The following is a 23,020-nucleotide window of genomic DNA, read 5'->3' as shown; positions in this document are numbered from 1 at the left end:
ACGGTACCGAGAGAAGTCCTGACGGGACAGCGGGCAGCCCTAATCGGGCCTCGCTGGCCTTGTCACGTCGCACCAAGGAGTCCGTCCTGATGTACGAAACCATTCAAAAAGCCGACAAGGGCTTGGCAGTGATCGAGCGCGGCTTGGTCATTACCCTGACAGGCGCAATCGCCGCGATCATGATGCTGCAGGTCGTGATGCGCTACTTTTTCAGCGCACCGATCTTCTGGGCTGAGGAGATCTCCGTCCAGATGCTGGTCTTCGCCACCCTCTTCGGTCTGTCCTTGCTGGTGCATCACAACCAGCTGGTGACAATCGATTTTCTACCGAATGCGCTGCGGCCGCGGGCACGACACGCCCTTGCCGCTGCACTCGGTTTGGTGATGCTGGCGCTATTCGTGTTCATGAGTTGGCTCGGCTGGGAATGGATCAGCCGTCCCGAGGTGCGCATCGAACTGGGCGCAACCACGCAGTTGCCACGCTGGTACAACTACGCGGTACTGCCATTGGCCGTCGCAATCATGAGCTGGCACCAGTTTGCCGCAATCCTGCGCGATCTGCGCGCCTTCGCCGGAGGTGCAAAGTGATCACCTTGGTCGTGTTCTTTATCCTGCTTTTTGCGGGCCTGCCCATCGTCGGCACCATCCTCGCCAGCGCCATCGTGTTCATGGCGACCAGCGATCTGGCCGTGCTCTACGACTCAATCCCTATCCAGTTCTATGGCGCGCTGGAAATCAACAGCCTGCTCGCGATTCCGCTCTTTCTGCTGGTCGGCGAGATCATGAACAAGGCAGGGCTTACTCAGCGCCTGATCGCGGTTGCCGAGGTCCTGGTTGGCGGACTGAAGGGCGGGCTCGCATATGCCAACCTTTTCACCAACGCAATGGCGGCGTCAATCCTCGGCTCGGCCGTCGCGCAAATCGGGGTGATGAGCAAAGTGATGATCCCGGCAATGGAGCGCAAGGGTTACGACCGTGCGTTCTCGGGCGCGGTGACGGTATCCGCCGGCCTGCTCGGGCCGATCATCCCCCCGTCCATGCTGATGATCATCTACGGCGTGGTCGCAGTTCAGCCGATCGCGCCTCTGTTCATCGCCGGCATCGTACCGGGCATCCTGTTGGTTTCCGCACTTGCGCTGGTGATCTTCCTCTACGGCGTATTCGGCCCCGGCCTGCCCTCCGGGACGAGAACCGGACGTTCAGCGTCATTCAAGGTCTTGCTTGAAGGACTCGTGCCCGCCGTGATTCCGGTGGTCGTAATCGGCGGGATCATGGCCGGCGTAATGACGCCGACCGAATCCGGAGCGGTCGCTTCAATCATCGCGCTGGCACTCGGACTCGTCTATCGCGAAATACATGTACGCGATCTCGGAAGAATCCTGCTTGAGGTGGGCACAAACACGGCCACCATCACCGGCCTGATCGCTGCAGCCTCGGTGCTGAGCTGGGTGCTGGCATTCCAGGGCGTACCGGATATGGTGGTGGAGTACATGAAGGGGCTCACCGATTCGCCCTTCATCTTCCTGCTGCTGGTCATCGCGATGATGCTTGTCCTCGGCATGTTCCTCGAAAGCATCAGCGTGCTGATCGTAGTGGTGCCGCTGCTGATGCCGGTCGTAAGCAGCCTTGGAATCGACCCGATTCACTTTGGCGTGGTGTGCACACTGGCCACGGTGATCGGTCTGGTAACCCCGCCGGTTGGGCCGGGACTTTACATCGCCATCGTCCAGGCGGACATCCGCATGGGACCGTTGTTTCGCGCGACCGCCCCGTTCCTTGCCATTGTCATGCTCGTAATGATCCTGATCGCAGCCGTACCCGAGATCTCAACCTGGCTACCGGCGCTGACGGCCGGCAACTGAATGGAATCCGCCCACGCCACAGCGGGCGCCGCATACATCCTCCAATCAGACTCAATGGAACCATCATGTCCAAGCCATCCGATACAAAGAAAGAGAACGAACCACTCGAGGATTTCTCCCACTGTCATGAGGGCATCCTGAGAAAGCTCGAGATGCTTAACGAACTCCCCGCGCTGCTGGAACCCGCCAAGCGCGCGAGAGAGATCGCAGCCAGTGCGCTGGAATTCTTTCGCGAAGCCATCTTCGAGCATCATCTGGACGAGGAGCGGGAGCTTTTTCCGGCAGTCTTGGAGAGTGCCGAAGAGGGCGACGAGCGCAGACACGTCCAGGCCCTCGCGAAACAACTCACCAGCGAACACCGCGAACTGGAATCCACCTGGAAGCGCCTCGAACCCGAGCTCAAGCGCGTCGCCAAGGGACAGGACAGCCACCTTGATGTGGCTGCGATCGAGCGCCTCGTTACCCAGTATCGGGCTCACGCCGAGTTTGAAGAGCGCGAACTACTCCCGCTATCCCAGACAATTCTCAGCCGCAACGCGAGCCACTTGGGCGCGCTGGGCCTGTCGCTGCACATGCGCCACACACCCAGAAAGCCTACGACATACATCTGAACACTGAGGTTATCGGTGCTCCCGCATTGCATCCCGACTGTCCGTTCCAGCGGTTCCGCCCCATAGGACACTGGGCAGATCACTGCATGAGTCCGGCTCCCAACTGAATCTTTTTCGGGCTTCCCGCAGCACTTGAGGCGGGCCCCTGCATGCTGCTCTCTAGAGATACGAACCTCGGTAATCGTGACGAGCTATCGTTTCCCTCCGTACCACACCACGATGCTTCTGAGATCCAGAAACGACAGGCCCCGCCCAGTCCAGGACGGGTGGGACGTGTGGTCACTGCGTGTGGTCACTGCGTGTGGTACATCAGGCTGTGCTGCTTCCCCTGACCTCCTGAAATGCCGGTGATTTCACAGCTACCAGGGAAAATAGTGGAGAGAATGGGACACTCAAATAAGACAACAACTGAATATAAACAAACGCTTACGTATACACACCGAAAGCCATTTGTACCAGTGTTCTGTACCAGAGTTGTTGCTTGCTTCAGCAGGATCTCACCTGCAATCCTTGGCGAAGATTCTCGTGGGTACGTCCTCGTCCTAGTCAGTCTGCGTAGCTAGCCAACTCGTTCCTTAAGATCAGAATTGCGGCAGCATCCGGCCATGAGCCGACCTTGACGTGGACCACGCACCCACGAGCAGCGACGCAAGGGTCATGGATTGGCCGAGCAATGTGCGAAACACGCATTTTCATTCGGCTGACTGGAGCCGACATCCGAGCAGTGTTCTTGGTCACTGGGACAACTGACTGCATGACATGCTCCGGTTGCGGGCACATAGTGACATCCTTGTTGGTCTTCAAGGTCTCCGCCACCACAATTCGGCGCACCTATATGAGCGCAATTCAACAGCACGAGGTCCAGGACCACGCTCTGAGCCCGGCCCGACGAACTTGCGTTTGCGCAATGCGCCAGGCAATCGCTGTAAGTGGGTTGCGTGGAACCCGAGTCTTCACATGTTCCGTCGTTGCAGGGCGTGTAACGACAGCTGTGGTCCCCGCTATCGTACTGGCAATGCGTGGCGTGGACATCCTGTATACAGATCGCATCGCAATCGATATTGCAACGCGTGGGGCCGGAACAGGTCGAGCGACAGGCGTTTTCCAGTTCTTCGCACGTCGGCGGCGTCTGTGCCGCCAGACCCATCGGTCTTTGTATCGCGCAGGATGCGAGCACGGCACTGCACATCAGCAATAAGCCGATCCTCACGAGTGCATGCAAATCGAATCGAAAAGTCCCTCTCAGAATCACTGCCCTGGTCCCCTTGAAAAAAGGCTTCAAACCATGCCGTGCGTCTAAAAAAGCATAGACCGTGTTAGCGGCAGTGTAAATCCGCATGAACTTGGCGGCGACGTGCGCCTGTCCGTATGGCAGTGAGGACGCAGCCTGCGCCGCAGACAGCCCAAACCAGTTCAGGACTCCTCCGTCTCGTTGAACTTCGGCTTCCCCCTCCGCACCCTGCCATTCATTCGTTTAATTGTCGCAACTGAAACTCAAAGGCTTCCTGCACGTGACGACGCAGAACCTCATCCTCCCAAGGTTTCAGCAGCACTTTCATGACGGCGCCGCGGTTGACGGCTTCCGTCAGAGTGACCTGCTCCAGGCTTTTCGGGCCAGCTGAAACTTGAGAGGATGGCTTCCAAGAAGAAGAGGAAGTCATGCGCAAGAGCCGTTTTACAGATGAACAGATGGTCAAGATCCTGCGGGAGGCCGACCGCACGCCGGTCGCGGATGTCTCAAACAAGCACGGAGTGAGCGAGCAGACGATCTACACGTGGCGCAAGCGCTTCGGCGCCATGAGCTCGAACGAGGTCAAGCGACTGCGGCAGCTGGAGGCCGAGAACGCGCGGCTCAAGAAGATGCTGGCCGAGCGGGATCTGGAGATCGACGTGATGAAGGAGATCACGGCAAAAAAATGGTGGCGAGGCGCTGGCGATCGACGTCGCGGGCAGCATCCGCTCGGAGCGCGTCTTCGATGTCTTGAGCCGCTTGATCAGCGAACGCGGAGCGCCGAAAGCATTGCGCTCGGACAACGGCCCGGCGTTCGTCTCGACGCGGTTGCTCCAGTGGGCGACCGATGAGGGATTGCAGATGGCGCTGTCGCAGCCGGGCAAGCCATGGCAAAACGGCACCGACGAAAGCTTCAACGGCAAGTTCCGCGACGAGTGCCTATCCATGGAATACTCTCGCAACCGCCTTGAGGCGCGCGTCGTCATCGAGCAGTGGCGCCGTCATTACAACGAAGTACGACCGCATTCTGCGCTGGGATACCTGCCCCCGGCGCAGTACGTTCAGAACCAGTCAGGCAACGACCATGAGGCCATTCGTCTCAAGTAACTCGTGGTCCGAAGAATCGGGGCAGGTCAGTGTGCGGACAGTGGTTTCGAGCCGCTCGTTTCACAGGAGGTGGGAGATGCCGTCACAGGGGTGGCGCTTGCCGCGGGAGGGTTCGGTGTATGCCTCGTGTCCACTTCGGCCACGACCCTGCAGTTTCCTGGGGTTGTCTATCTCCCGATGCACGATACCCCACCCGGTTTCTTCGTCGATCTGAGCTGCATTTATCGAAAGGGTGACCAGTCACCCATTCTCGCCGCTTTTCTGGAGACGGTTGCCGAGTACAAACGGATCAACGCGAGTTCAATCCATCGGCCGCCCCCTGACGAACACGCATCCTAGCGGTGACCGTCTAACAGGCTGATATGGAAACGGGCGATGCCACACCGCTAATGTCGGCCCCTGACATTTGAATCATGTTAAGTCAGACCGGCATGAACCGAGCCTGAGTGGTCGAGTCACGTTCAGCGAGCTCGCTGAAAAGCCAATGTTGAAAGCTCCGAATCTTTGGCAGATCGACCTTCGATTTCAATACATTGAACGTATAGGCTTGCACCTGCAAACCCTCGCGACCGAACGGCGCAACAAGACGCCCACTCTCAATTTCCCGTTCGACAAGAAGCAGGCTGTCTAAACAGACACCAAGTCCATCGACTGCCGCGCTGATGGACATGAACGAACGATCGAAACGCAGCCCGCGCGAAATGTCGAGCTTCACTTTCCGATGTTGCCGCATCCAATCGCGCCAAGTCACCACACAACGAACACTATGTATCAACATGAATTTTTCCAGGTCCTCCACAGAACGCAGCGGCCGATCCTCGGTGATCAGTGCGGGCGAGCACAGGGGCACAATGGTCTCCGGCGGTAACGGCAGCACCAGGGTACCCGCTGGCTGAAGTTGCCGCATTCCGTACCGGATGTCCAAGTCAAACTCCTCTTTCATTAGATCGACCGGCGACACCGACGCGTTCAGCCGCACATCCACGTCTGATTGCAACGAGCTATAGCGCGCCAGTCGTGGCATCAACCATTGAGTGGCGAAGCTCGGCGTGCAGTGAATGGAGAGAATGTCGCTCTTCTCCGCCTCCGCCACGCTCCGGGTTGCTGCATCGATGTGCCCGAAAGCGGCCGAAATCTCCTCTGCGTACCGTCTGCCGGCATCGGTGAGTACTACTGCCCGATGCACCCGATGGAACAGGCGCACACCAACTAATTCCTCCAGTAGCTTCACCTGATGGCTGATCGCGGACGGTGTTACGAACAGGTCGTCTGCAGCAAGTGCGAAGGATTCGAAGCGCGCGGCGGCTTCAAAAGCCTGTATGGCCTTGAGGGATATTCGATTGTGCATCGCAACGGATCCATAAATTCAATTCATCTATTTGCCTCTTTTATTCGTTTGAGCCTGATTTTTCAAGTCCGTAAGCTGTAATCACTGACCGGCGTGGTCGGAGGCAGGGCTGAATTCCTGGTCCCGGCGACCGAGAGCGATCTCGCAAAACGCGATCCATGCCATGACGCCAACTACACCTGACGGCTAGGGGATGAGGAGAATTGAATGAACACACACAGCAACACCGCCCTTGAGGCCAAGCTCACCGAGCATGCGTACCGGGTCCGCCGATTTGCGCTGCGCATGGGCGAAGTGCAGGGACAGGGATACGTTGGCCAGGCCCTCGGCTACGCCGATGTCCTCGCCGTGGCTTATTGCCATGCCATGCGTTTCCGCCCAGAGGATCCGAAGTGGGAGGGACGCGATCGGTTCCTGCTCTCCCACGGTCACTATGCCATCGCCTTCTACGCGGCCCTGATTGAGGCAGGCATCATTCCCGAGGACGAATTGGACACCTACGGCTCCGACGACAGTCGCTTGCCCATGTCCGGCATGGCGACCTACACGCCAGGCATGGAAATCTCCGGTGGGTCGCTCGGCCAAGGCCTGCCGATCGCCGTAGGCATGGCCCTCGGGTTGCGCCTCAAGGGCAACCCGGCCTTCGTCTACAACTCGATGTCGGACGGCGAACTTGACGAAGGCTCCACTTGGGAGGCCGCCATGGGCGCTGCTCATCACGGTCTGGGCAACCTGATCTGTCTGGTGGACATCAACAATCAGCAGGCCGACGGCCCCTCCAGTCAGGTGATGGGCTTCGAGCCGCTGACCGACAAGTGGGCGTCCTTCGGCTGGCATGTGCAGCGGGTGGACGGCAACGATCTGCCGGCCGTGATCGCCGCCTTCGATGCCGCACGTGCGCTGGCTGAAGCCAAGCCTCGCGTCATCCTCTTCGACACGCTCATGGGCAAGGGGGTGCCCTTTCTTGAAGCCCGTGAGAAAAATCACTTTATCCGCGTCGATCCACCCGAATGGCAAGAGTCCATCGACATCCTCGACCGCGCCCAAGGAGCCGCCTGATGAGTACCTCCACCGCCAAGAAACCGCGACTGACTACATCGGCGATGATTGCGTCCATCGCTTCCGAAGGGCAGCGAACGATTGCCGCACCGTTCGGCAAGGCCCTCGTTGAACTGTCCGAGCAGCGCCCCGAGATCGTCGGGCTGACCGCCGATCTGGCGAAGTACACCGACCTGCATCTGTTCGGGCAAGCCTATCCAGAGCGCTTCTTCCAGATGGGCATGGCCGAGCAGCTGCTGATGGCTGCCGCTGGCGGCATGGCGAAGGAAGGCTTCATGCCCTTCGCCACCACCTACGCGGTGTTCGCCACCCGGCGCGCCTTCGACTTCGTGCATCAGGTGATCGCCGAAGAAAACCTCAACGTCAAGCTGTGCTGCGCGCTGCCGGGCCTGACCACTGGCTATGGCCCTAGCCACCAGGCCGCGGAAGATCTCGCCCTGATGCGCGCCATTCCGGGTATGACGGTGATCGATCCCTGCGATGCGCTCGACATCGAACAGGCAGTGCCCGCCATCGCGGCCCACAACGGCCCGGTTTACATGCGTCTGCTGCGCGGCAACGTGCCGCTGGTGCTGGATGAATACGACTACAAATTCGAGCTGGGCAAGGCCAAGCTGCTGCGTGGCGGCAACGATGTGTTGCTGATCGCCTCCGGCATCATGACCATGCGCTCGCTCGAGGTTGCTGCCGCGCTCGCCGCCGACCAGGTGGACGTGGCCGTGCTGCATGTGCCCACCATCAAGCCGCTGGACACGGCCACCATCTTGGCCGAGGCGAGCCGGTCCGGCCGCCTGGTGGTCGTGGCCGAGAACCACACCTCCGTTGGCGGTCTGGGCGAGGCGGTCGCCACCGCGCTGCTGACCGCAGGCGTGAGCCCACAGTTCCGCCAGATCGCCCTGCCCGACGCCTTCCTCGACGCCGGCGCGCTGCCCACCCTGCACGACCGATACGGCATCTCGACCGAAGCCATGGCCAAGACCATCAAGATGTGGCTGGCCTGACGCCCCCGACCCCAACCAAGGACCTCACCATGACTCAACCGCTGCTTCTCCAAGACAAGGTCGCCATCGTCACCGGTGGCGCCGGCCGCAACGGCCTGGGCTACGCCTCTGCCCGCATGCTGGCCGCCCACGGCGCCCGCGTCGCGATTCTCGACCTCGAACAGGCCGACCCGGCCGCCGCCGCCGCCGAACTGGGGCCGCAACACATCGGCCTGGTAGCCGACGTGACCGACAAGGCTTCGTGCGTGGCCGCCGCCGGCGAGGTGCTCAAGCGCCTGGGCCGCATCGACGTCCTGCTCAACAACGCCGGCATCACCCAGCCGATCAAGACGCTCGACATCACCGGCGCCAACTACGACGCAGTGCTCGACGTGAATCTGCGCGGCACGCTATACATGTCGCAGGCGGCCATCCCCTCCATGCGCGAGCAGAAGTCGGGCGCCATCGTGTGCATCTCGTCGGTATCCGCCCAGCGCGGTGGCGGCATTCTCGGCGGCCCGCACTACTCGGCCGCCAAGGCCGGCGTGCTCGGCTTGGCCAAGGCCATGGCACGCGAGTTCGGCGGTGACAACATCCGCGTCAATTGCATCACCCCGGGCCTGATCGCCACCGACATCAACAAGGGCAAGATCCCAGAGGACAAGCGCGCCGCCATCCTCGATTCGATCCCGCTGGGATGCATCGGCGAGCCCAACGACGTGGCCGGTTGCGTGGTGTTCCTCGCCAGCGATCTGTCCAAGTACTGCACCGGCATCACCGTCGATGTAAACGGCGGCATGTTGATTCACGGCTGACGCTGTTCAGCCGGAGGCCTCGGCCCATCCTCTTCCGGGGCCTCCACCCGATCCCAACGGATCAGCAACGGGCCGGCCGGCACGACAGGCCCACCACACTTCAGAAAGAGAACGGAGACACATGATGAAAAAAACACTGATCGCACTGGCCGCCACCCTGGCCATGACCTCCTCCGCCGCGTGGTCGCAGACCGTCCTGCGCTTGTCGCACAATGCCGCCCCAGGCAACCCCAAGGCCGAAGCCTCGCTCAAATTCGCCGAACTGGTGGCGCAGAAAACCGGCGGCCGCGTGAAGGTCGAAGTCGGTGGCAGCGCCCAGTTCGGCGACGACGCCGAGTCCCTCACCAACATGCGCTTGGGCACCATGGCCTTCAGCGCCAACTCCCAGGGCACCACCTCGAACATCGTGCCGGAATTCGGCCTGCTCGGCCTGCCCTTCCTGTTCCGCGACCTGGAGCATGCCTACAAGGTGGTCGATGGGCCGGTGGGCGAGAAACTCGGCGAATACGCCGACAAAAAAGGTCTTGTACTGCTGGCCCTGTGGGACAACGGCATCCGTCAGGTGAGTAACAACGTGCGCCCGATCACCAAACCTGACGACCTGGCCGGCGTCAAGCTGCGCACGCCGCCTGACCCCATGACCCTGTCCATCTTCAAGTCCTTGGGCGCCAACCCGGCCCCGCTGGCCTTCTCCGAGCTGTACATCGCCCTCCAGCAGGGGGTATTCGACGGCCAGGAAAACCCGCTGATGAACATCTATTCCTCCAAGCTCTTCGAGGTACAAAAGTACATTTCCCTGACCGGCCACAAGTACGAAGCCACGCCGCTGCTGGCCAGCAAGATGATCTTCGGCACTCTGTCCAAGGACGACCAGAAGGCGGTGCGCGAAGCGGCGGTCGAAGCCGGCACGCTGAACCGGAACATGTCCCTGGCGGCCGATGCGGACCTTCGCAAGAAGCTGGCCGACGCTGGCGTCCAGTTAAACACGGTGGATCAGGCCCCGTTCGTCGCCCAGACCAAGCCAGTCTATGACGAGTGGGCGGCCAAGTTCCCGGACATGGTCAAGCTGATCGTCACCGAGGCGGCCAAGTAATGGACACCACCCACACGCCGCTGGCCGCAGCGCCCGAAAGCCCTGCAGCCCTGGTGGTGCGGTGGGTGGACAACACGATCGTGGGCATCAGCACGGTGCTCGCGATCGGCTCTCTGGCCGTCATGTTCGTCTCGCTGATGGCCGAGGTGATTGTCCGCTACCTCACCAATCAGGGCATGGGCTGGCCAACCGAGATGCCCAACATCCTGTTTCCCTGGCTCGTCATGGGCGGGGTCGTCATGGCGGCTCAACGTGGCCAGCACATTGCGGTCACCGCCCTGAACGGCATGCTCGGCAAGGGCGGCAACCGGATCCTGCTGGTCTCCCACCAGATCCTCATTGCCGCCACCTTCTTCTACCTCGCCTGGGTCGGTATGGATGTAATCGAGATCACCGGCAGCGAGGCCTACCCGGTCACAGGCATATCGGCCCAGTGGGCCTATCTGGCGATGATCTTCGGCTTCGTCGGGCTCGGCATCACAGCACTGACCGCCATGGTGCGTGTGCTGCAGGCCGCCGATCCGCTCTCGGTTCGCGTCCATCATATCGAGGAGGACCTATGACTCTGATGATGATCCTCGTTTTCGGCGCCTTGCTGGCGCTGGCCCTGCCGGTCGGCTACGCGCTGATCGTCAGCTCCGGCCTCGCAGCCATCACCGTCGGCGGCATGCCGAGCGTGGCTGCCGTGGTCAAGATCTTCCAGCCTACGCAGAGCTTCCCGCTGCTGGCCATTCCCTTTTTCATGCTCTCTGGCAGCCTGATGATGGGCGGCGAGCTCGGCCGCCGGCTGATCAACTTTGCCACCTTGCTGGTCGGGCGTTTCCACGGCGGACTGGGGCAGGTGACGGTGGTCGGCTCCACGGTGTTCGGGGGCGTGTCGGGCTCCGCCGTGGCCGAGGCCTCGGCGCTCGGCTCCATGCTCATCCCTTGGCAAAAGCGCGAGGGCTACCCGGGGGCCTTCGCCGCTGCGGCAACCGCTTCGTCCTCGGTCATCGCCGGCCTGATCCCACCGTCGATCCCCCTCATCCTGTACGCCGCGGTGTCCAACGAATCCATCGCCTCGCTGTTCCTCGCGGGGGTCGTGCCCGGCCTGCTGCTGTGCGGCGGCTTCATGCTCACCTGCTACCTGTCGGGGCGCCTGCGCGGTTTCAAGCGACTGGCCCAGACGGTCACGCTGCGCGACATCCTGCGCGCCACAGCCACCGCCTTGCCAGCACTCGCCATGCCCGCATTCATCGTGGTCCTGCTGCGCGCCGGCATTGCCACGCCCACCGAAGTGAGCGTGCTGGCGGTCTTTTACGGCCTGATGGTGGGCCTGTTCGTGTATCGCGATCTGACCTGGGCGCGCTTCTACGATGCACTGGTCCACACCTCGGTCACCACCGGAGTGGTCATGCTGGTGATTGCGGCGTCCAACCTGGTCGGCTTCGTGCTCACGGTCGAGTCGGTGCCCACCGCGGTCGCCAACTGGGCGATGACCACGCTCGAGTCGCCATTCCTGATCATTCTGATGATGAACATCATCATGATCGTGGTCGGCATGTTCCTCGACCTGCCCGCGGCCATTCTCCTGCTGGGCCCGACTTTCGTCGCCATCGGCAACGCCATCGGTCTCGACCTGATCCAGCTGGGCATCATGATGGCGGTGAACCTCAGCCTCGGCCTCTTCACCCCGCCGGTGGGCACCACGCTATTCATCGCCGCGGCAATCTCGCAGGAGCGCGTCGGCGCCATCGCAAAGGAACTGTGGCCGTTCTATCTGGTGGCGCTCATCGTCCTTGGTCTGGTCTCCTACGTACCCAGCATCATCATCTACTGACATGAGCGCTCACATGAACGACATCGCTTTCGCCGGCCTCGGGGCCATGGGGCTCCCGATGGCCCACAATCTTCTCCGCGCCGGCTTCAAGGTGCGCGGCATCGACCTGAACGAGACCGCACTGGCCGGGCTGGAAGCGGCCGGGGGGGTGCGCGCGTTCAGTGCTGCCGAGGGCGCCCGGGGCGCCGACGCGCTGATCCTGATGGTGGTGAACGCCGCGCAGGCCGAAGCCGTCCTCTTCGGCGCCGGGGCCCTGGCGGCGATGTCGCCGGGCGCGATCGTGTGCCTCATGGCCACCTGCCCACCGGGCGCGGTCGCACGCATCGCCGAACGCGTGACCGAGGCCGGCTGCCGCTTCATCGACGCCCCGGTGTCCGGGGGCACGGCCGGCGCCACCGCCGGCTCGCTGACCATCATGGCCGCGGGGGCCGCCGAAGATTACGCGCGCATCCATCCGGTGTTCGAGGCGCTCGGCCAGCGCCTCTTCCATGTCGGCGATCGGGCCGGCCAGGGCGCCACGGTGAAAACGGTCAACCAACTGCTGTGCGGTGTGCACATCGCCGTGGTCGCCGAGGCCTTCGCCCTGGCAGCCAAGGTGGGCGTCGATCTTGACATCCTGCTCGAGATCATGGGCGGCTCGTCCGCCGGCAGCTGGATGCTCAAGGATCGCGGACCGCGCATGCTGCAGGACGACCCCGCGGTCAGCAGCGCGGTGGACATCTTCGTCAAGGACCTGGGCATCGTCCTTGAGGCCGGCCGCGAAGCCCAGGCCGCCCTGCCGATTGCGGCTGTCGCCCACCAGCTGTTCCTGGCCACCTCGGGCCGCGGCGAAGGCCGCGCCGACGACAGTCAGGTGATCCGCAGCTACTACGCCCTCAACGGCACCCGATGATGGCCACCCGCGCAGATGCCACCCGGTCTGCGCACCGCGCCGACCCCGACCGCCATGTTCCTCGACATTGCCAGCATCGTCTTCCCCGTCTTCTCGGTGATCGTAGTAGGTTTCCTCTACGGTCGACGCCACCGGCCGGACATGCTCGCCACCAATCAGGTGAACATGGACATCTTCGTGCCGGCGCTGATTTTCTCGGCGTTGGCCAGCCAGTCCTTCTCGTTCGCCGACGTGAAGATGGTGGCCATCGGCGGCACGATCATCGTGCTGGGCTCGGGGCTGTTGGGCCTGCCCGTCGCACGTGCGTTCGGCTATGCGCCGCGCACACTGCTGCCACCGCTGATGTTCAAGAACGCTGGCAACATGGGCCTGCCGCTGTTGCTGCTGGCCTTCGGACACGAGGCGCTGCCGGCGGCGGTAATCCTGTTCCTGATCGAGAACGTTCTGCACTTCACCATCTCCAGCATGTGGCTGGGCAACAGCCTCAAACTGTGGCGGGTTCTGCGCGAACCGGTGTTCATCGCCGGCGCGGGGGGCATTTTCGTGAGTGCCACCGGCGCCACCCTGTGGCCACCCGTGCTGTCCTCCTTCAAGGTCATGGGCGATGTATCCGCCGGGCTGATGCTCTTCGCCTTGGGGGTACGGCTCAATGCCGCACCCTTTTCCGAATGGCGCATTGGTCTGGTTGGTGCCATCGCCACGCCGGCCACCGGCATGCTGCTGGCCGCCCTGTTCTGCTGGATCTTCGGCCTGTCTTCGGCGGAAACCGACGTGCTGCTGCTGTTCGGGGCGCTGCCGCCGGCAGTGCTCAACTACATGTTCGCCGAGCGCTACGGCCAGGAGCCCGAGAAGGTGGCCGCGATCGTGATTGCCGGCAACCTGGTGGCGCTGCTGTCCATCTCGTTCGCCCTTGCGATCCGGCTCTCATCATGAACCCGCCACGCCCGGGCTGACGCCCCCGCCTCCGCCCCCGAATTCTCACGACAACGCGGCCCGCCAGCCCTTGACGCCGGCCCCAGGAGACCTACGTCCATGCAGAACACCACTTCAGACGCGATGGCCAACGCCATCCGCTTTCTCTCCCTGGACACCATTGTCCATGCCGGCGAAGGCCACCAGGGCGTGCCCCTCGGCATGGCCGAGATCGCCACCGCACTGTTCACCCGCCACCTGAAGTTCGATGCGGCCAACCCCACCTGGCCCGACCGCGACCGCTTCGTACTCTCCAACGGCCACGGCTCGATGCTGCTCTATTCGCTGCTCTATCTCACCGGCTACGAGAAGATCAGCCTCGATCAGGTCAAGACCTTCCGCGAACTGGGTTCGCACTGCGCCGGCCATCCCGAGATCGACCCGGCCTGCGGCATCGAGGTCACCACGGGCCCGCTCGGCCAGGGCATCGCCAACGCCTTTGGAATGGCGGTGGCCGAGGCCTACCTGAGCGCCCGGTTCGGCACGGCAGTGGTCGACCACTACACCTACGCCTTCGTCGGCGACGGCTGCCTGCAGGAGGGTGTCGGTCAGGAGATGATCTCGCTCGCCGGCCACCTGCGCCTCGGCAAACTGGTGCTGTTCTGGGACGACAACAAGATCACCGACGATGGCGCTACCGCGCTGTCGATCAGCGAAGACGTCGCCGCCCGTTTCCGCGCCGCCGACTGGCAGGTGATCGAGCTCGACGGCCACGACGTCGATGCTGTCTCCGCTGCCATCACGCTCGCCAAACAAGACTCGCGCCCGTCCCTGCTCGCCTGCCGCACTACGATCGGCAGGGGTATCCCACGCGTACAGGGCCAGCGCGGCGGGCACAGCGCTCGCCTGTTTTCCGACGATGCCGACGCCGCGCGCGAACTGCTCGGCTGGCCTCATGCGCCGTTCGTGATTCCCGCCGACCTCCTGGCGGCCTGGCGCACTGCCGGCCGGCGCAGCGCGGCAGACCACACCACATGGCGCGCACGCCTCGCCGCCCTGAGCCCCGACGATCGCGCCGAGTTCGAGCGTGTCCAGGCCGGTGAGCTGCCCGCCGGATGGCGCGAGGTCTTGCTGAGCTACAAGCAACGCGCCGCCGCCGACACCGAGCCCAAGCCCGGCATCTTCGCCTCGGCCGAGATCAACGACTTGCTGGTCGAGATCCTGCCCGAGCGCATCGTCGGCTGCGCCGACCTCGAAGCCCCCACCTCCCACAAGCGCAGCCTCGCCGCCTTCACTGCCGAAGACCGTGCCGGCGCCTACGTACATTGTGGGGTGCGCGAACATGTCATGGGCGCAATGGCCAACGGCATCGCGGCACACGGCGGAGCCATCCCGTTGGCCGTGACCTACCTCGCTTTCTCCGATTATGAGCGTCCGGCAATGCGCATGGCAGCCTTGATGGGCCTGCCGGTCAAATTCGTGTTCAGTCACGACTCCATCGGCGTCGGCAAAAACGGACCGACACACCAGCCGGTCGAAATCCTCGCCGCGCTGCGCGCCATGCCCAACATGCTGGTGATGCGCCCGGCCGACGCGGTCGAAGCCGCCGAATGCTGGGAAATCGCGCTCGACTGTCGCCACACCCCGGCAAGCCTCATCTTCGCTCGCCAGGCGCTGCCCACGGTACGCACCCGCCACAGCGACGACAATCTGTCGCGCCGTGGCGCCTATGTGCTCGCCAAACCCGAAGGCGGGCCTCGCGCCGTCACGCTGCTGGCCACCGGCTCCGAGGTGAGCCTGGCGCTGGCCGCCCGCGATCTGCTGCAAGCCGACAACATCCCCACCGCCGTGGTGTCGATGCCATGCTGGTCGCTCTTCGATGCTCAGGACGCCGACTACCGCCACGCCGTGCTCGGCAATGACACCGTTCGCGTAGGCGTCGAGGCCGCCATGCGCTTCGGCTGGGACCAGTACCTTGGCCAGCGCGGCGGCTTCGTCGGCATGAGCGGTTTCGGTGCCTCCGGCCCCGCGGAGCAGCTGTACACGCTCTTCGGCATCACCCCTGCAGCCATCGTTGCAGAGGCCAAGCGCCACCTCTGACCCCCTTCAGGAACGCTACCCCATGCACAAGATTGTCTTTCTCGACCGCGCCACCATCGCCCCGCAGATCACGCTGCGCACGCCAAACTTTGCGCATGAACTGGTCACTCACGAACACACCGGCGCCAACGAGGTGGTCGCCCGCCTCACCGGCGCCACGATAGCCATCACCAACAAGGTGCCGCTGACTGCCGCCGTGCTCGAACAACTGCCCGAGTTGCGCCTCATCGCCGTGGCGGCGACTGGCACCGATTGTGTCGACAAGGCCTGGTGCCAGCGCCACGCCATTGCCGTAGCCAACATCCGCGGCTATGCCGTCAACACCGTGCCCGAGCACACCTTCGCGCTGATCCTGGCGTTACGGCGCAATATCGTCGCCTACCGCGACGACGTGATCCGGGGCGAATGGCGAAAATCGGGGCAGTTCTGCTTCTTTAACCACCCCATCCACGACTTGGCCGGTGCCCGCCTTGGGATCATCGGCGAAGGCGCACTGGGCCAGAGTGTGGCCGCACTCGCCCGCGCCTTCGGCATGGTGCCGCTATTCGCTGCGCACAAAGGCAAGTGCGGCTTCGGCCACCTATACACCCCGTGGGAGGAGGTGCTCGCCACCAGCGACATCATCACCCTCCACAGCCCGCTAACGCCCGACACCCGCCACATGGTCTCGATGCCCGAATTCCGCGCCATGGCCCGCCGCCCGCTGATCGTCAATACAGCGCGCGGCGGCCTCGTCGACGAAGCGGCGCTGGTACAGGCGCTCGACGAGGGTCTGATCAGCGGCGCCGGCTTCGACGTCACCGTCGGCGAACCCCCCGCCGCCGACAGCACGATGATGCGTATCGCCGCGCGCCCCAACGTCATTCTCACGCCCCATGTCGCCTGGGCGTCGGACGAAGCACAGAAAACGCTGGCCGACCAGTTGATAGACAACATCGAGCAATTCGTCGCCGGCACACCGCGCAATCTCGTCGAGGGCGCCTACTGATGATGCCTGCCCCCCGTGACTTGCTGCGCCGCATGTTCGACGCGGCCATTGCCGCCGCACAGCCAGCCCACTGCGTCCCACCCCACCTCCCCCGGCCACCGAACGGCCGACTGGTGGTGATCGGTGCTGGCAAGGCCTCGGCGGCGATGGCACGCACAGTCGAGGATCACTGGACCGGGCCGCTCGAAGGCCTCGTCATCACCCGCTACGGCTACGCCGTGCCATGTGATCGCATCGACATCGTCGAGGCCGCCCACCCTGTCCCAGACGCGGCGGGAATGGCCGCGTCTGCGCGAATGCTAGAAAAAGTGCGCGACCTCAGCCCCAACGATCTGGTGCTATGCCTGATCTCCGGCGGCGGCTCAGCGCTGCTGACCGCCCCGCTTGAAGGTCTGACGCTGGCGGACAAGCAGGCCGTCAATCGTGAGCTCCTGCGATCCGGCGCGACGATCTCCGAGATGAACTGCGTCCGGCGCCACCTCTCCGCAGTCAAGGGCGGCCGCTTGGCCGCCGCCTGCCACCCGGCGCGCGTCATCACTCTGCTACTCTCCGACGTTCCCGGCGACGACCCGATCAACATTGCGTCTGGCCCGACAGTCCCCGACCCGACGACGTGTGCGGACGCACTCGCGATCGTCCGCCGCTATCGCATCGAACTGCCGAACACAGTGCGCGAGGCGCTTGAAAGCGCCCGCGGTGAAAGCCTCAAGCCCGGAAGCGCCGTTTTTGCGGGTAACGAAACCAGCATCGTCACCGCTCCGCAACACGCTCTCGAGGCCGCAGCCGAGGTCGCCCGTGCGGCCGGACTTGCTGTGCATATCCTCGGTGACAGCCTTGAAGGCGAAGCACGAGATGTGGGCAAGGTCATGGCCGGCATAGCGCACCAGATCATCCGCCGCGGCCAGCCCTTCACGTCTCCCTGCGTACTGCTCTCCGGCGGCGAAACGACCGTCACGGTGCGCGGTGCCGGACGCGGAGGCCGCAACGTCGAATTCCTTCTCGCCCTCGCCCTCGCCCTCGACGATACGCCTGGCGTATACGGGCTTGCCGGTGACACCGACGGGGTTGACGGCCAAGAAGAGATCGCCGGCGCGATAATCACCCCTGACACCCTGTCCCGAGCCTGGGCGCTGGGGCTGCGCCCCGCCGACAGCCTTTGCGACAATGACGCCCACAGCTTCTTCGAAGCGCTCGGCGACACAGTGGTAACCGGCCCGACACGTACAAACGTCAACGACTTCCGCGCGCTTATCATTCTGTGATGCCAATGAGCTGCAGCGCAGTGGCGAGGAGTAAGGTCCGTCCAGAGCATCTGGGAAAGTCACGCGCCCGACTGAAATACCCCCCGGTGAGGCTTACCCCGCCTTGTGCGCTGCGTCGTACTCGACCTTCGATATTAGCGACAACCCGGCCTTGACGCGTCTGCGGTTGATCGCCTCGAGTGCTTCCTGATTGAGGGGCATCTCGCTGATCGCCGTGTCGACCTGTTCCTGCATCGACTTCTGCTCGAGTGCTTCTTCCTTGTTACAGCCCTTGTCCATTTTCCTGCTCCACAAAGAACTCCTCGCCCGCCTGAACGACGCCCCCCTTCAGGCTGGCAGTCAGTGCTTGATCGGCTTTCTGGCGAACTGCGACGAGCGGGTCGGCACCGCTTTTATCAGGTCGTAAAGATGTCGTCCGTCCATCTCCCTTTCGAGTGATAAGTCCGTCTCCGCGTTGGGCAATAACTGAAGCGTCGTCGAGTCGATACTGCGCTCCAAAGATTCTGCCCAATCCCTTTTGTGACTGTGGCTTGAGTCCTCGAGATGCGCGATCCTCGTTCGCCTCGGGCAGCGTGTCTGGCAGATCTTGCGCGGAATAGATGCTGGCATTCTCGACCTCGCTCCCGTTTGACAATGTCGTAGTGTCGGCAACCTTCAGCCAGCAGGCAAACATTCTTTGCTGCGCGCCCGATGTCTCACTGAGTGCTGGAGGTCTTTCGAGCAGCGCTCCATCGCAGTGCCTAGTTGTGGGCGATGGACGAAGACTGGCAGATAGAATCGTCTGCGTCCAAGATCTGTTGTTCAGGGGTAAGGATTTTTGACCGCGCATCCATGCATGCATGCAGGCACTGTAGCGGAAGCGCTTTTTTGGGTACGCACAATGAATGGCACGCCGAAAATCAGCAGCAGATCTTCAGAATCCCTGCCCACTTCCTGCCCAGCACCTAACAAGTCGCAAAAAAACAAAAAGCCCAAAACCTTTCGGAATTGGGCTCAGTGCTTGAATATTTGGCGGAGAGGGTGGGATGCTTCAGGATCACCAAAAAGCCATATAAAAATCAATAGCTTACTTAACGACCTCGACGCCTTGTAACACCAACCTGTAACACCAGCAGCGCACGAATACTGACACAGGCCCACAGGCTTTTCAAGCGGGCCTGTTTGCTTGTCCAAACGTCAGATAGAAACAAGGTGTGGGACAAATTGATGTGCGCAGAGCGATAACGGCCATCTCCGCGAACGACGACACAGTTCGTCACCCGCATTAGAATCGTGTCCAATCAGATTAGGATTAGTCGAGCCTGAACTTGCAAGCGCTCGAACACGAGACGACGCCAAGGAGCGGATGTGATAAAGCGCATGGATCACTTCACCATCGTCACAGATCAACTCGACAACACACACCGCTTCTACACTGAGCTACTCGGACTGGAAGAAGGCCCGCGCCCCCCCTTCCCGGTGCCTGGTTACTGGCTTTACGCGGGCAAGCAAGCCGTGCTGCACGTCGTTGGCGTCGACCAGATGCCTGAGCCGCGGCGCGGTGCGCTTGATCATATGGCATTTCATGCCGAGGGGTTTTCAGAGACGCTGGACCGCCTTGATCACTCAGATACTCCATACCGAATTATCCGTGCGCCTGGCGACGTCCGCACTTGGCAGGTGTTTATGTTCGACCCCAACGGCGTCGAGGTTGAACTCGATTTCGAAGCGACCGAGCGCGCACCTGCTGACTGGAAAGTGCGCGGTCGCGTCACAGCTTCGGGTGCAGATACAAGCTAGATCAGGCCTTCGTAGGAGCCGCCGTCGATCTGCAGATTCTGCCCGCAAATATAGGAAGCCTGAACGGAGCATAGAAAGGCGCAGGCGGCCGCAAACTCCTCAGGTCGGCCGAAACGACCTGCTGCAACGGGTCGCAGCATCTCGGCACGCGCCTCTTCGAGACCAGTTCCCTTCGCACGCGCCAGCGTGTCGATCATGTAGCGAAGACGATCGGTTTCAATCCGCTCGGGCAGCAGGTTGTTGATCGTTACGTTGTCGCGCACGGTCTCCGTCGAGAGCGCTTTGGAGAAAGCGGTCAGTCCGGCACGGGCTGCAGTCGATAAGCCCAGCGGCAGTCGTGGTGACTTCACCATCGCAGAGGTGATGTTGATGATCCGACCGAAGCGCCGCGACCGCATCCCACCCACAACAGCCTGAATAAGCAGGATGGCGGAAAGCATGTTGGCCTCGAGCGCGCCCACCCAGGCGGCATGATCCCAATCGCCAAGCCGACCGGGCTTCGGCCCACCATTATTCGTCACTAGGATGTCGGGCTCACCACACGAAGCAAGCAGCAACTGACGGCCCTCTGCGGTCGAGAGATCTGCTGCAACCGTGAGCGGGCGGCGCCCCGTCATCGCTCCGATTTCGTCCGCCGTGGTTTCAAGCTGTCGTGCTTCGCGCCCGTTGATCACGACGAAACAGCCTTCGTTTGCGAGTGCAATGGCACAGGCCTTCCCAAGCCCCCGCGATGACGCACAGACAATTGCCTTGCGACCATTCAGTCCAAGATCCATAGAGAACTCCTCAGATTCGTTGCTACGCGCTGCTGATCTTGTCGCAGTTCGCGTCGAAGTTGGCCGCGCCACAAAATCGAGCTCCCCTGTCGGACTTGACCCGCCCACCTGACTCTCACCGGTAGCGAGTAATAGTTCGGATCACATTTGAGCATACTGTCCAACAAGTTCAACCGATCGTATAAATGGCCTTACGCCCCCCCATCCCTCTTCTGAACGAAAAAGAAGTGATACGTAGCAATTCTAGTTGACCTAAATCAAATCTCAGCAGGATTCTGGAGAGCACAATCTCTTTAAGTTACACACTTTTCTAATTTGTGTATAACTGTTAAAGAAACGCCGCAATCTTCAGGAGGAGGGACGAATGACTGAATCAACAAACCCCAGGCTCTCGGATGGCACTCTGCTATCCGATCTCATCAACCTGGAAACTCGGGAAGTAAAGATGCGGACCCTGTCCGATCCCGAATTGTATGAACTCGAGATGGAGCGCATCTTCGCCAAGACCTGGGTCTTCCTCGGACACGAAACAGAAATCCCGAACAAGGGTGACTTCGTGGTTCGGGACATGGGCTCGGACTCGGTCCTGATGGCGCGGGGCAGTGACGACAACATATACGTTTCACTGAACGTCTGCCCGCACCGCGGGATGAAGATTTCCACCCACGACGTCGGCAACACCCCGGTACATGTCTGCATCTATCACGGCTGGGCCTTTAAGCCGAACGGTGATTTCATCGGCGCCCCGGTGGACAAGGAGTGCATGCACGGCAATTTGCTCACCAAGGAGCAACTGGGATTGAAGAAGGCCCGCGTGGCGATCTACGGCGGTCTGGTATTCGCGACCTGGAACATTGACGGCCCGAGCTTTGACGATTTCCTCGGCGACGCGAAATGGTATTTCGACACCCTTTGGTGCCGCACCAACAAGGGCATGGAGGTGCTCGGCCCCCCGCAGCGCTTCACCATCCGAGCCAACTGGAAAACGGCCTGCGAACAATCCGCTTCCGACGGCTTCCATGTGCTCACCCTGCACCGCTGGCTCTCTGAGGTTGGTCCGTACCGCAAGCCGGGCAGCGAAGGTGGCGGCGGCGATCTGACGCCCGAAATGTATGGATCGGAAGTCTACACGGCACACGCACACACCATGCGCTGCATCGAACTGGACCGAAAAATCCGCCGGCTAACAGGCAAGGAGCCATCCGAGCTGTCAGTCAAGGAAAAGCTCGAAGCCCTGCCCCCCCCCGGCATCACGCCAGCCATGCTCCCTGAAATGATGGAGCGCTTCAGCGAGGATCAGCTCAAGCTGATGACCTGGCGGCCCCCTCAAGTCGGAAATTTCTTTCCCAACGGCCTCTTTGAGTTCGTGTACATCCCCACGCCCGATGGCGTTATCGGTGTGATGGCACTGCACGCCTACGTTCCAAAGGGGCCTGACAAGCTCGAGTTCGTCAATTGGATCCTCGCTGAAAAGGACACGCCGCCCGAACTCAAGGCCCAGATGCTGCGACTTGGCGTCCAGCTCCTCGGCACCTCCGGCATGGTGGAACAGGACGACTCCGACACCTGGCCACATCAAACCCTTGCCGCCAAGGGCGCAGTCAGCAAGAACATCACCCTGAAGTATCAGGCGATGTACGAAAACGCAAAACCCGAAGGCTGGCCCGGACCCGGCGACGTCGGCGATGGCTTCACCAAGGACGACACGCAGTGGCGCTGGTGGCAGTACTGGCACGAACTCATGACGGCCAAGAACTGATCGACATGACGTCCGACACGACTGACTATTTGGAGACATCCATGCTTCAAGAACTTCTCGAGCCCACCCCGCTACCGCCTTCCGTCAGGAAAAACCGCATTGCCATCGGCAGTGAAGCCTACAACGAGGTTCTCAACTTCCTCTACGACGAAGCGGAGATGCTCGACAATCTTCGTCTCGGCGAATGGGCCGAGTTGCTGACCAAGGATCTCGAGTACAACGCGCCCCTGCGTCACACGCGATCGACAGCCCATTTCGCACAGACCTACTCGCGAAACGTTCAGCATCTCCACGAGAACTATGGCTCGATGATGATGCGGGTGAAGCGCATTACTGACACCAAAAGTGCGTGGGGCGAAGACCCTCCGTCCAGAGTCAAGCGCATGGTCAGCAACGTCCGCGTCTACACAACCGACAAACCCAACGAACTCAAGGTCGACAGCTACCTGCTGGTAACCCGCAGCCGTTTCGATTTCGACTATTTCGACCTGATCCCCTGCGAACGTCATGACATCCTGCGCCGCGAGGGTGACTCGCTGATGCTGGCACGCCGTGAAATCCTGCTCGATCAGGTCGTCATTGGCACGCCCAACCTCGGAATCATTCTCTAGATCTGTCCAAAGAACAT

Annotated in this window: 23 protein-coding genes and 1 pseudogene; 19 read left to right on the top strand and 5 right to left on the bottom strand. The window is 62.0% G+C overall.

Features of this window, described 5'->3' with window-relative positions; genetic code table 11:
- The first annotated feature begins 89 nt into the window (after positions 1 to 89).
- The 3 genes from CEW83_RS02835 (at position 90) to CEW83_RS02825 (ending at position 2,472) form a co-directional block, all read left to right on the top strand.
- Positions 90 to 587, top strand: a complete 498-nt coding sequence (locus CEW83_RS02835; RefSeq protein WP_108951156.1) for a TRAP transporter small permease — start codon at positions 90 to 92, stop codon at positions 585 to 587.
- Complete coding sequence (locus CEW83_RS02830; RefSeq protein WP_108947992.1) at positions 584 to 1,861, top strand: TRAP transporter large permease; 1,278 nt, start codon at positions 584 to 586, stop codon at positions 1,859 to 1,861. Before CEW83_RS02835 ends, CEW83_RS02830 begins: the two co-directional genes overlap by 4 nt.
- A gap of 65 nt (positions 1,862 to 1,926) precedes the next feature.
- A complete protein-coding gene (locus tag CEW83_RS02825) occupies positions 1,927 to 2,472 on the top strand; it encodes a hemerythrin domain-containing protein (RefSeq protein ID WP_108947991.1) in 546 nt (181 codons plus the stop codon).
- Between the two features lie 1,466 nt (positions 2,473 to 3,938).
- Here CEW83_RS02825 and CEW83_RS20955 read toward each other — a convergent pair.
- Positions 3,939 to 4,133: a hypothetical protein gene (locus CEW83_RS20955; RefSeq protein ID WP_159099367.1), complete on the bottom strand. Its 195-nt coding sequence runs from the start codon at positions 4,131 to 4,133 to the stop codon at positions 3,939 to 3,941.
- Between CEW83_RS20955 and CEW83_RS02820 the strand changes: the two are divergent.
- Both CEW83_RS02820 and CEW83_RS02815 read left to right on the top strand, forming a co-directional pair.
- Positions 4,132 to 4,810, top strand: a pseudogene (locus CEW83_RS02820) (integrase core domain-containing protein). The gene CEW83_RS20955 and the pseudogene CEW83_RS02820 overlap by 2 nt on opposite strands.
- Positions 4,811 to 4,813: 3 nt before the next feature.
- A complete protein-coding gene (locus CEW83_RS02815) occupies positions 4,814 to 5,149 on the top strand; it encodes a LysR substrate-binding domain-containing protein (protein WP_108947990.1) in 336 nt (111 codons plus the stop codon).
- 82 nt (positions 5,150 to 5,231) lie between these two features.
- Here CEW83_RS02815 and gcvA read toward each other — a convergent pair whose 3' ends face one another.
- Positions 5,232 to 6,158 carry a transcriptional regulator GcvA gene (gcvA, locus tag CEW83_RS02810; RefSeq protein ID WP_108947989.1) on the bottom strand — a complete coding sequence of 309 codons (927 nt, stop codon included), beginning with the start codon at positions 6,156 to 6,158 and terminating at the stop codon, positions 5,232 to 5,234.
- A gap of 207 nt (positions 6,159 to 6,365) precedes the next feature.
- Here gcvA and CEW83_RS02805 point away from each other — a divergent pair, with 207 nt between their 5' ends.
- The 11 genes from CEW83_RS02805 to CEW83_RS02755 all read left to right on the top strand — a co-directional run bounded on the left by CEW83_RS02805 (position 6,366) and on the right by CEW83_RS02755 (position 18,078).
- Positions 6,366 to 7,217: a transketolase gene (locus tag CEW83_RS02805; RefSeq protein ID WP_108947988.1), complete on the top strand. Its 852-nt coding sequence runs from the start codon at positions 6,366 to 6,368 to the stop codon at positions 7,215 to 7,217.
- The gene (locus tag CEW83_RS02800; RefSeq protein WP_108947987.1) at positions 7,217 to 8,218 is read left to right on the top strand and encodes a transketolase family protein; all 1,002 of its coding nucleotides are present in this window, start codon (positions 7,217 to 7,219) and stop codon (positions 8,216 to 8,218) included. Before CEW83_RS02805 ends, CEW83_RS02800 begins: the two co-directional genes overlap by 1 nt.
- A gap of 29 nt (positions 8,219 to 8,247) precedes the next feature.
- A complete protein-coding gene (locus CEW83_RS02795; RefSeq protein ID WP_108951155.1) occupies positions 8,248 to 9,012 on the top strand; it encodes an SDR family NAD(P)-dependent oxidoreductase in 765 nt (254 codons plus the stop codon).
- Positions 9,013 to 9,133: 121 nt separating this feature from the next.
- Positions 9,134 to 10,105, top strand: a complete 972-nt coding sequence (locus CEW83_RS02790; protein WP_108947986.1) for a TRAP transporter substrate-binding protein — start codon at positions 9,134 to 9,136, stop codon at positions 10,103 to 10,105.
- Positions 10,105 to 10,668, top strand: coding sequence for a TRAP transporter small permease (locus CEW83_RS02785; protein WP_108947985.1), 564 nt, complete (start codon positions 10,105 to 10,107; stop codon positions 10,666 to 10,668). Before CEW83_RS02790 ends, CEW83_RS02785 begins: the two co-directional genes overlap by 1 nt.
- Positions 10,665 to 11,924 carry a TRAP transporter large permease gene (locus CEW83_RS02780; RefSeq protein WP_108947984.1) on the top strand — a complete coding sequence of 420 codons (1,260 nt, stop codon included), beginning with the start codon at positions 10,665 to 10,667 and terminating at the stop codon, positions 11,922 to 11,924. The genes CEW83_RS02785 and CEW83_RS02780 overlap by 4 nt, the downstream gene beginning before the upstream one ends.
- A 13-nt stretch (positions 11,925 to 11,937) precedes the next feature.
- A complete protein-coding gene (locus CEW83_RS02775) occupies positions 11,938 to 12,816 on the top strand; it encodes an NAD(P)-dependent oxidoreductase (RefSeq protein WP_108951154.1) in 879 nt (292 codons plus the stop codon).
- A gap of 15 nt (positions 12,817 to 12,831) precedes the next feature.
- A complete protein-coding gene (locus CEW83_RS02770) occupies positions 12,832 to 13,749 on the top strand; it encodes an AEC family transporter (protein ID WP_234418968.1) in 918 nt (305 codons plus the stop codon).
- Positions 13,750 to 13,848: 99 nt separating this feature from the next.
- A complete protein-coding gene (gene tkt, locus CEW83_RS02765; protein ID WP_108947982.1) occupies positions 13,849 to 15,828 on the top strand; it encodes a transketolase in 1,980 nt (659 codons plus the stop codon).
- Between the two features lie 22 nt (positions 15,829 to 15,850).
- Positions 15,851 to 16,816, top strand: a complete 966-nt coding sequence (locus tag CEW83_RS02760) for a D-2-hydroxyacid dehydrogenase (RefSeq protein WP_108947981.1) — start codon at positions 15,851 to 15,853, stop codon at positions 16,814 to 16,816.
- On the top strand, positions 16,816 to 18,078 hold the full coding sequence (locus tag CEW83_RS02755) for a glycerate kinase type-2 family protein (RefSeq protein WP_108947980.1): 1,263 nt from the start codon (positions 16,816 to 16,818) through the stop codon (positions 18,076 to 18,078). The genes CEW83_RS02760 and CEW83_RS02755 overlap by 1 nt, the downstream gene beginning before the upstream one ends.
- Before the next feature lie 93 nt (positions 18,079 to 18,171).
- On the opposite strand, the gene CEW83_RS02750 is transcribed toward CEW83_RS02755, so the two are convergent.
- A complete protein-coding gene (locus CEW83_RS02750) occupies positions 18,172 to 18,357 on the bottom strand; it encodes a hypothetical protein (RefSeq protein WP_108947979.1) in 186 nt (61 codons plus the stop codon).
- Positions 18,341 to 18,751 carry a hypothetical protein gene (locus tag CEW83_RS02745; RefSeq protein WP_108947978.1) on the bottom strand — a complete coding sequence of 137 codons (411 nt, stop codon included), beginning with the start codon at positions 18,749 to 18,751 and terminating at the stop codon, positions 18,341 to 18,343. Before CEW83_RS02745 ends, CEW83_RS02750 begins: the two co-directional genes overlap by 17 nt.
- Positions 18,752 to 19,437: 686 nt before the next feature.
- On the opposite strand from CEW83_RS02745, the gene CEW83_RS02740 reads away from it, so the two are divergent.
- Positions 19,438 to 19,857: a VOC family protein gene (locus CEW83_RS02740; protein ID WP_234418967.1), complete on the top strand. Its 420-nt coding sequence runs from the start codon at positions 19,438 to 19,440 to the stop codon at positions 19,855 to 19,857.
- Here CEW83_RS02740 and CEW83_RS02735 read toward each other — a convergent pair.
- Positions 19,854 to 20,633 (bottom strand): SDR family oxidoreductase, encoded by a 780-nt coding sequence (locus CEW83_RS02735; protein ID WP_108947976.1) that lies wholly within the window; start codon positions 20,631 to 20,633, stop codon positions 19,854 to 19,856. The genes CEW83_RS02740 and CEW83_RS02735 overlap by 4 nt on opposite strands.
- A gap of 364 nt (positions 20,634 to 20,997) precedes the next feature.
- On the opposite strand from CEW83_RS02735, the gene CEW83_RS02730 reads away from it, so the two are divergent.
- The gene (locus CEW83_RS02730; protein WP_108947975.1) at positions 20,998 to 22,392 is read left to right on the top strand and encodes an aromatic ring-hydroxylating dioxygenase subunit alpha; all 1,395 of its coding nucleotides are present in this window, start codon (positions 20,998 to 21,000) and stop codon (positions 22,390 to 22,392) included.
- Between the two features lie 41 nt (positions 22,393 to 22,433).
- Positions 22,434 to 23,003: an aromatic-ring-hydroxylating dioxygenase subunit beta gene (locus tag CEW83_RS02725; RefSeq protein WP_108947974.1), complete on the top strand. Its 570-nt coding sequence runs from the start codon at positions 22,434 to 22,436 to the stop codon at positions 23,001 to 23,003.
- Positions 23,004 to 23,020 lie beyond the last annotated feature (17 nt).

It is taken from the genome of Parazoarcus communis (assembly GCF_003111645.1).
GTDB classification, from domain to species: Bacteria; Pseudomonadota; Gammaproteobacteria; order Burkholderiales; family Rhodocyclaceae; genus Parazoarcus; species Parazoarcus communis_A.
This window is presented reverse-complemented; position numbering and strand designations above follow the sequence as displayed.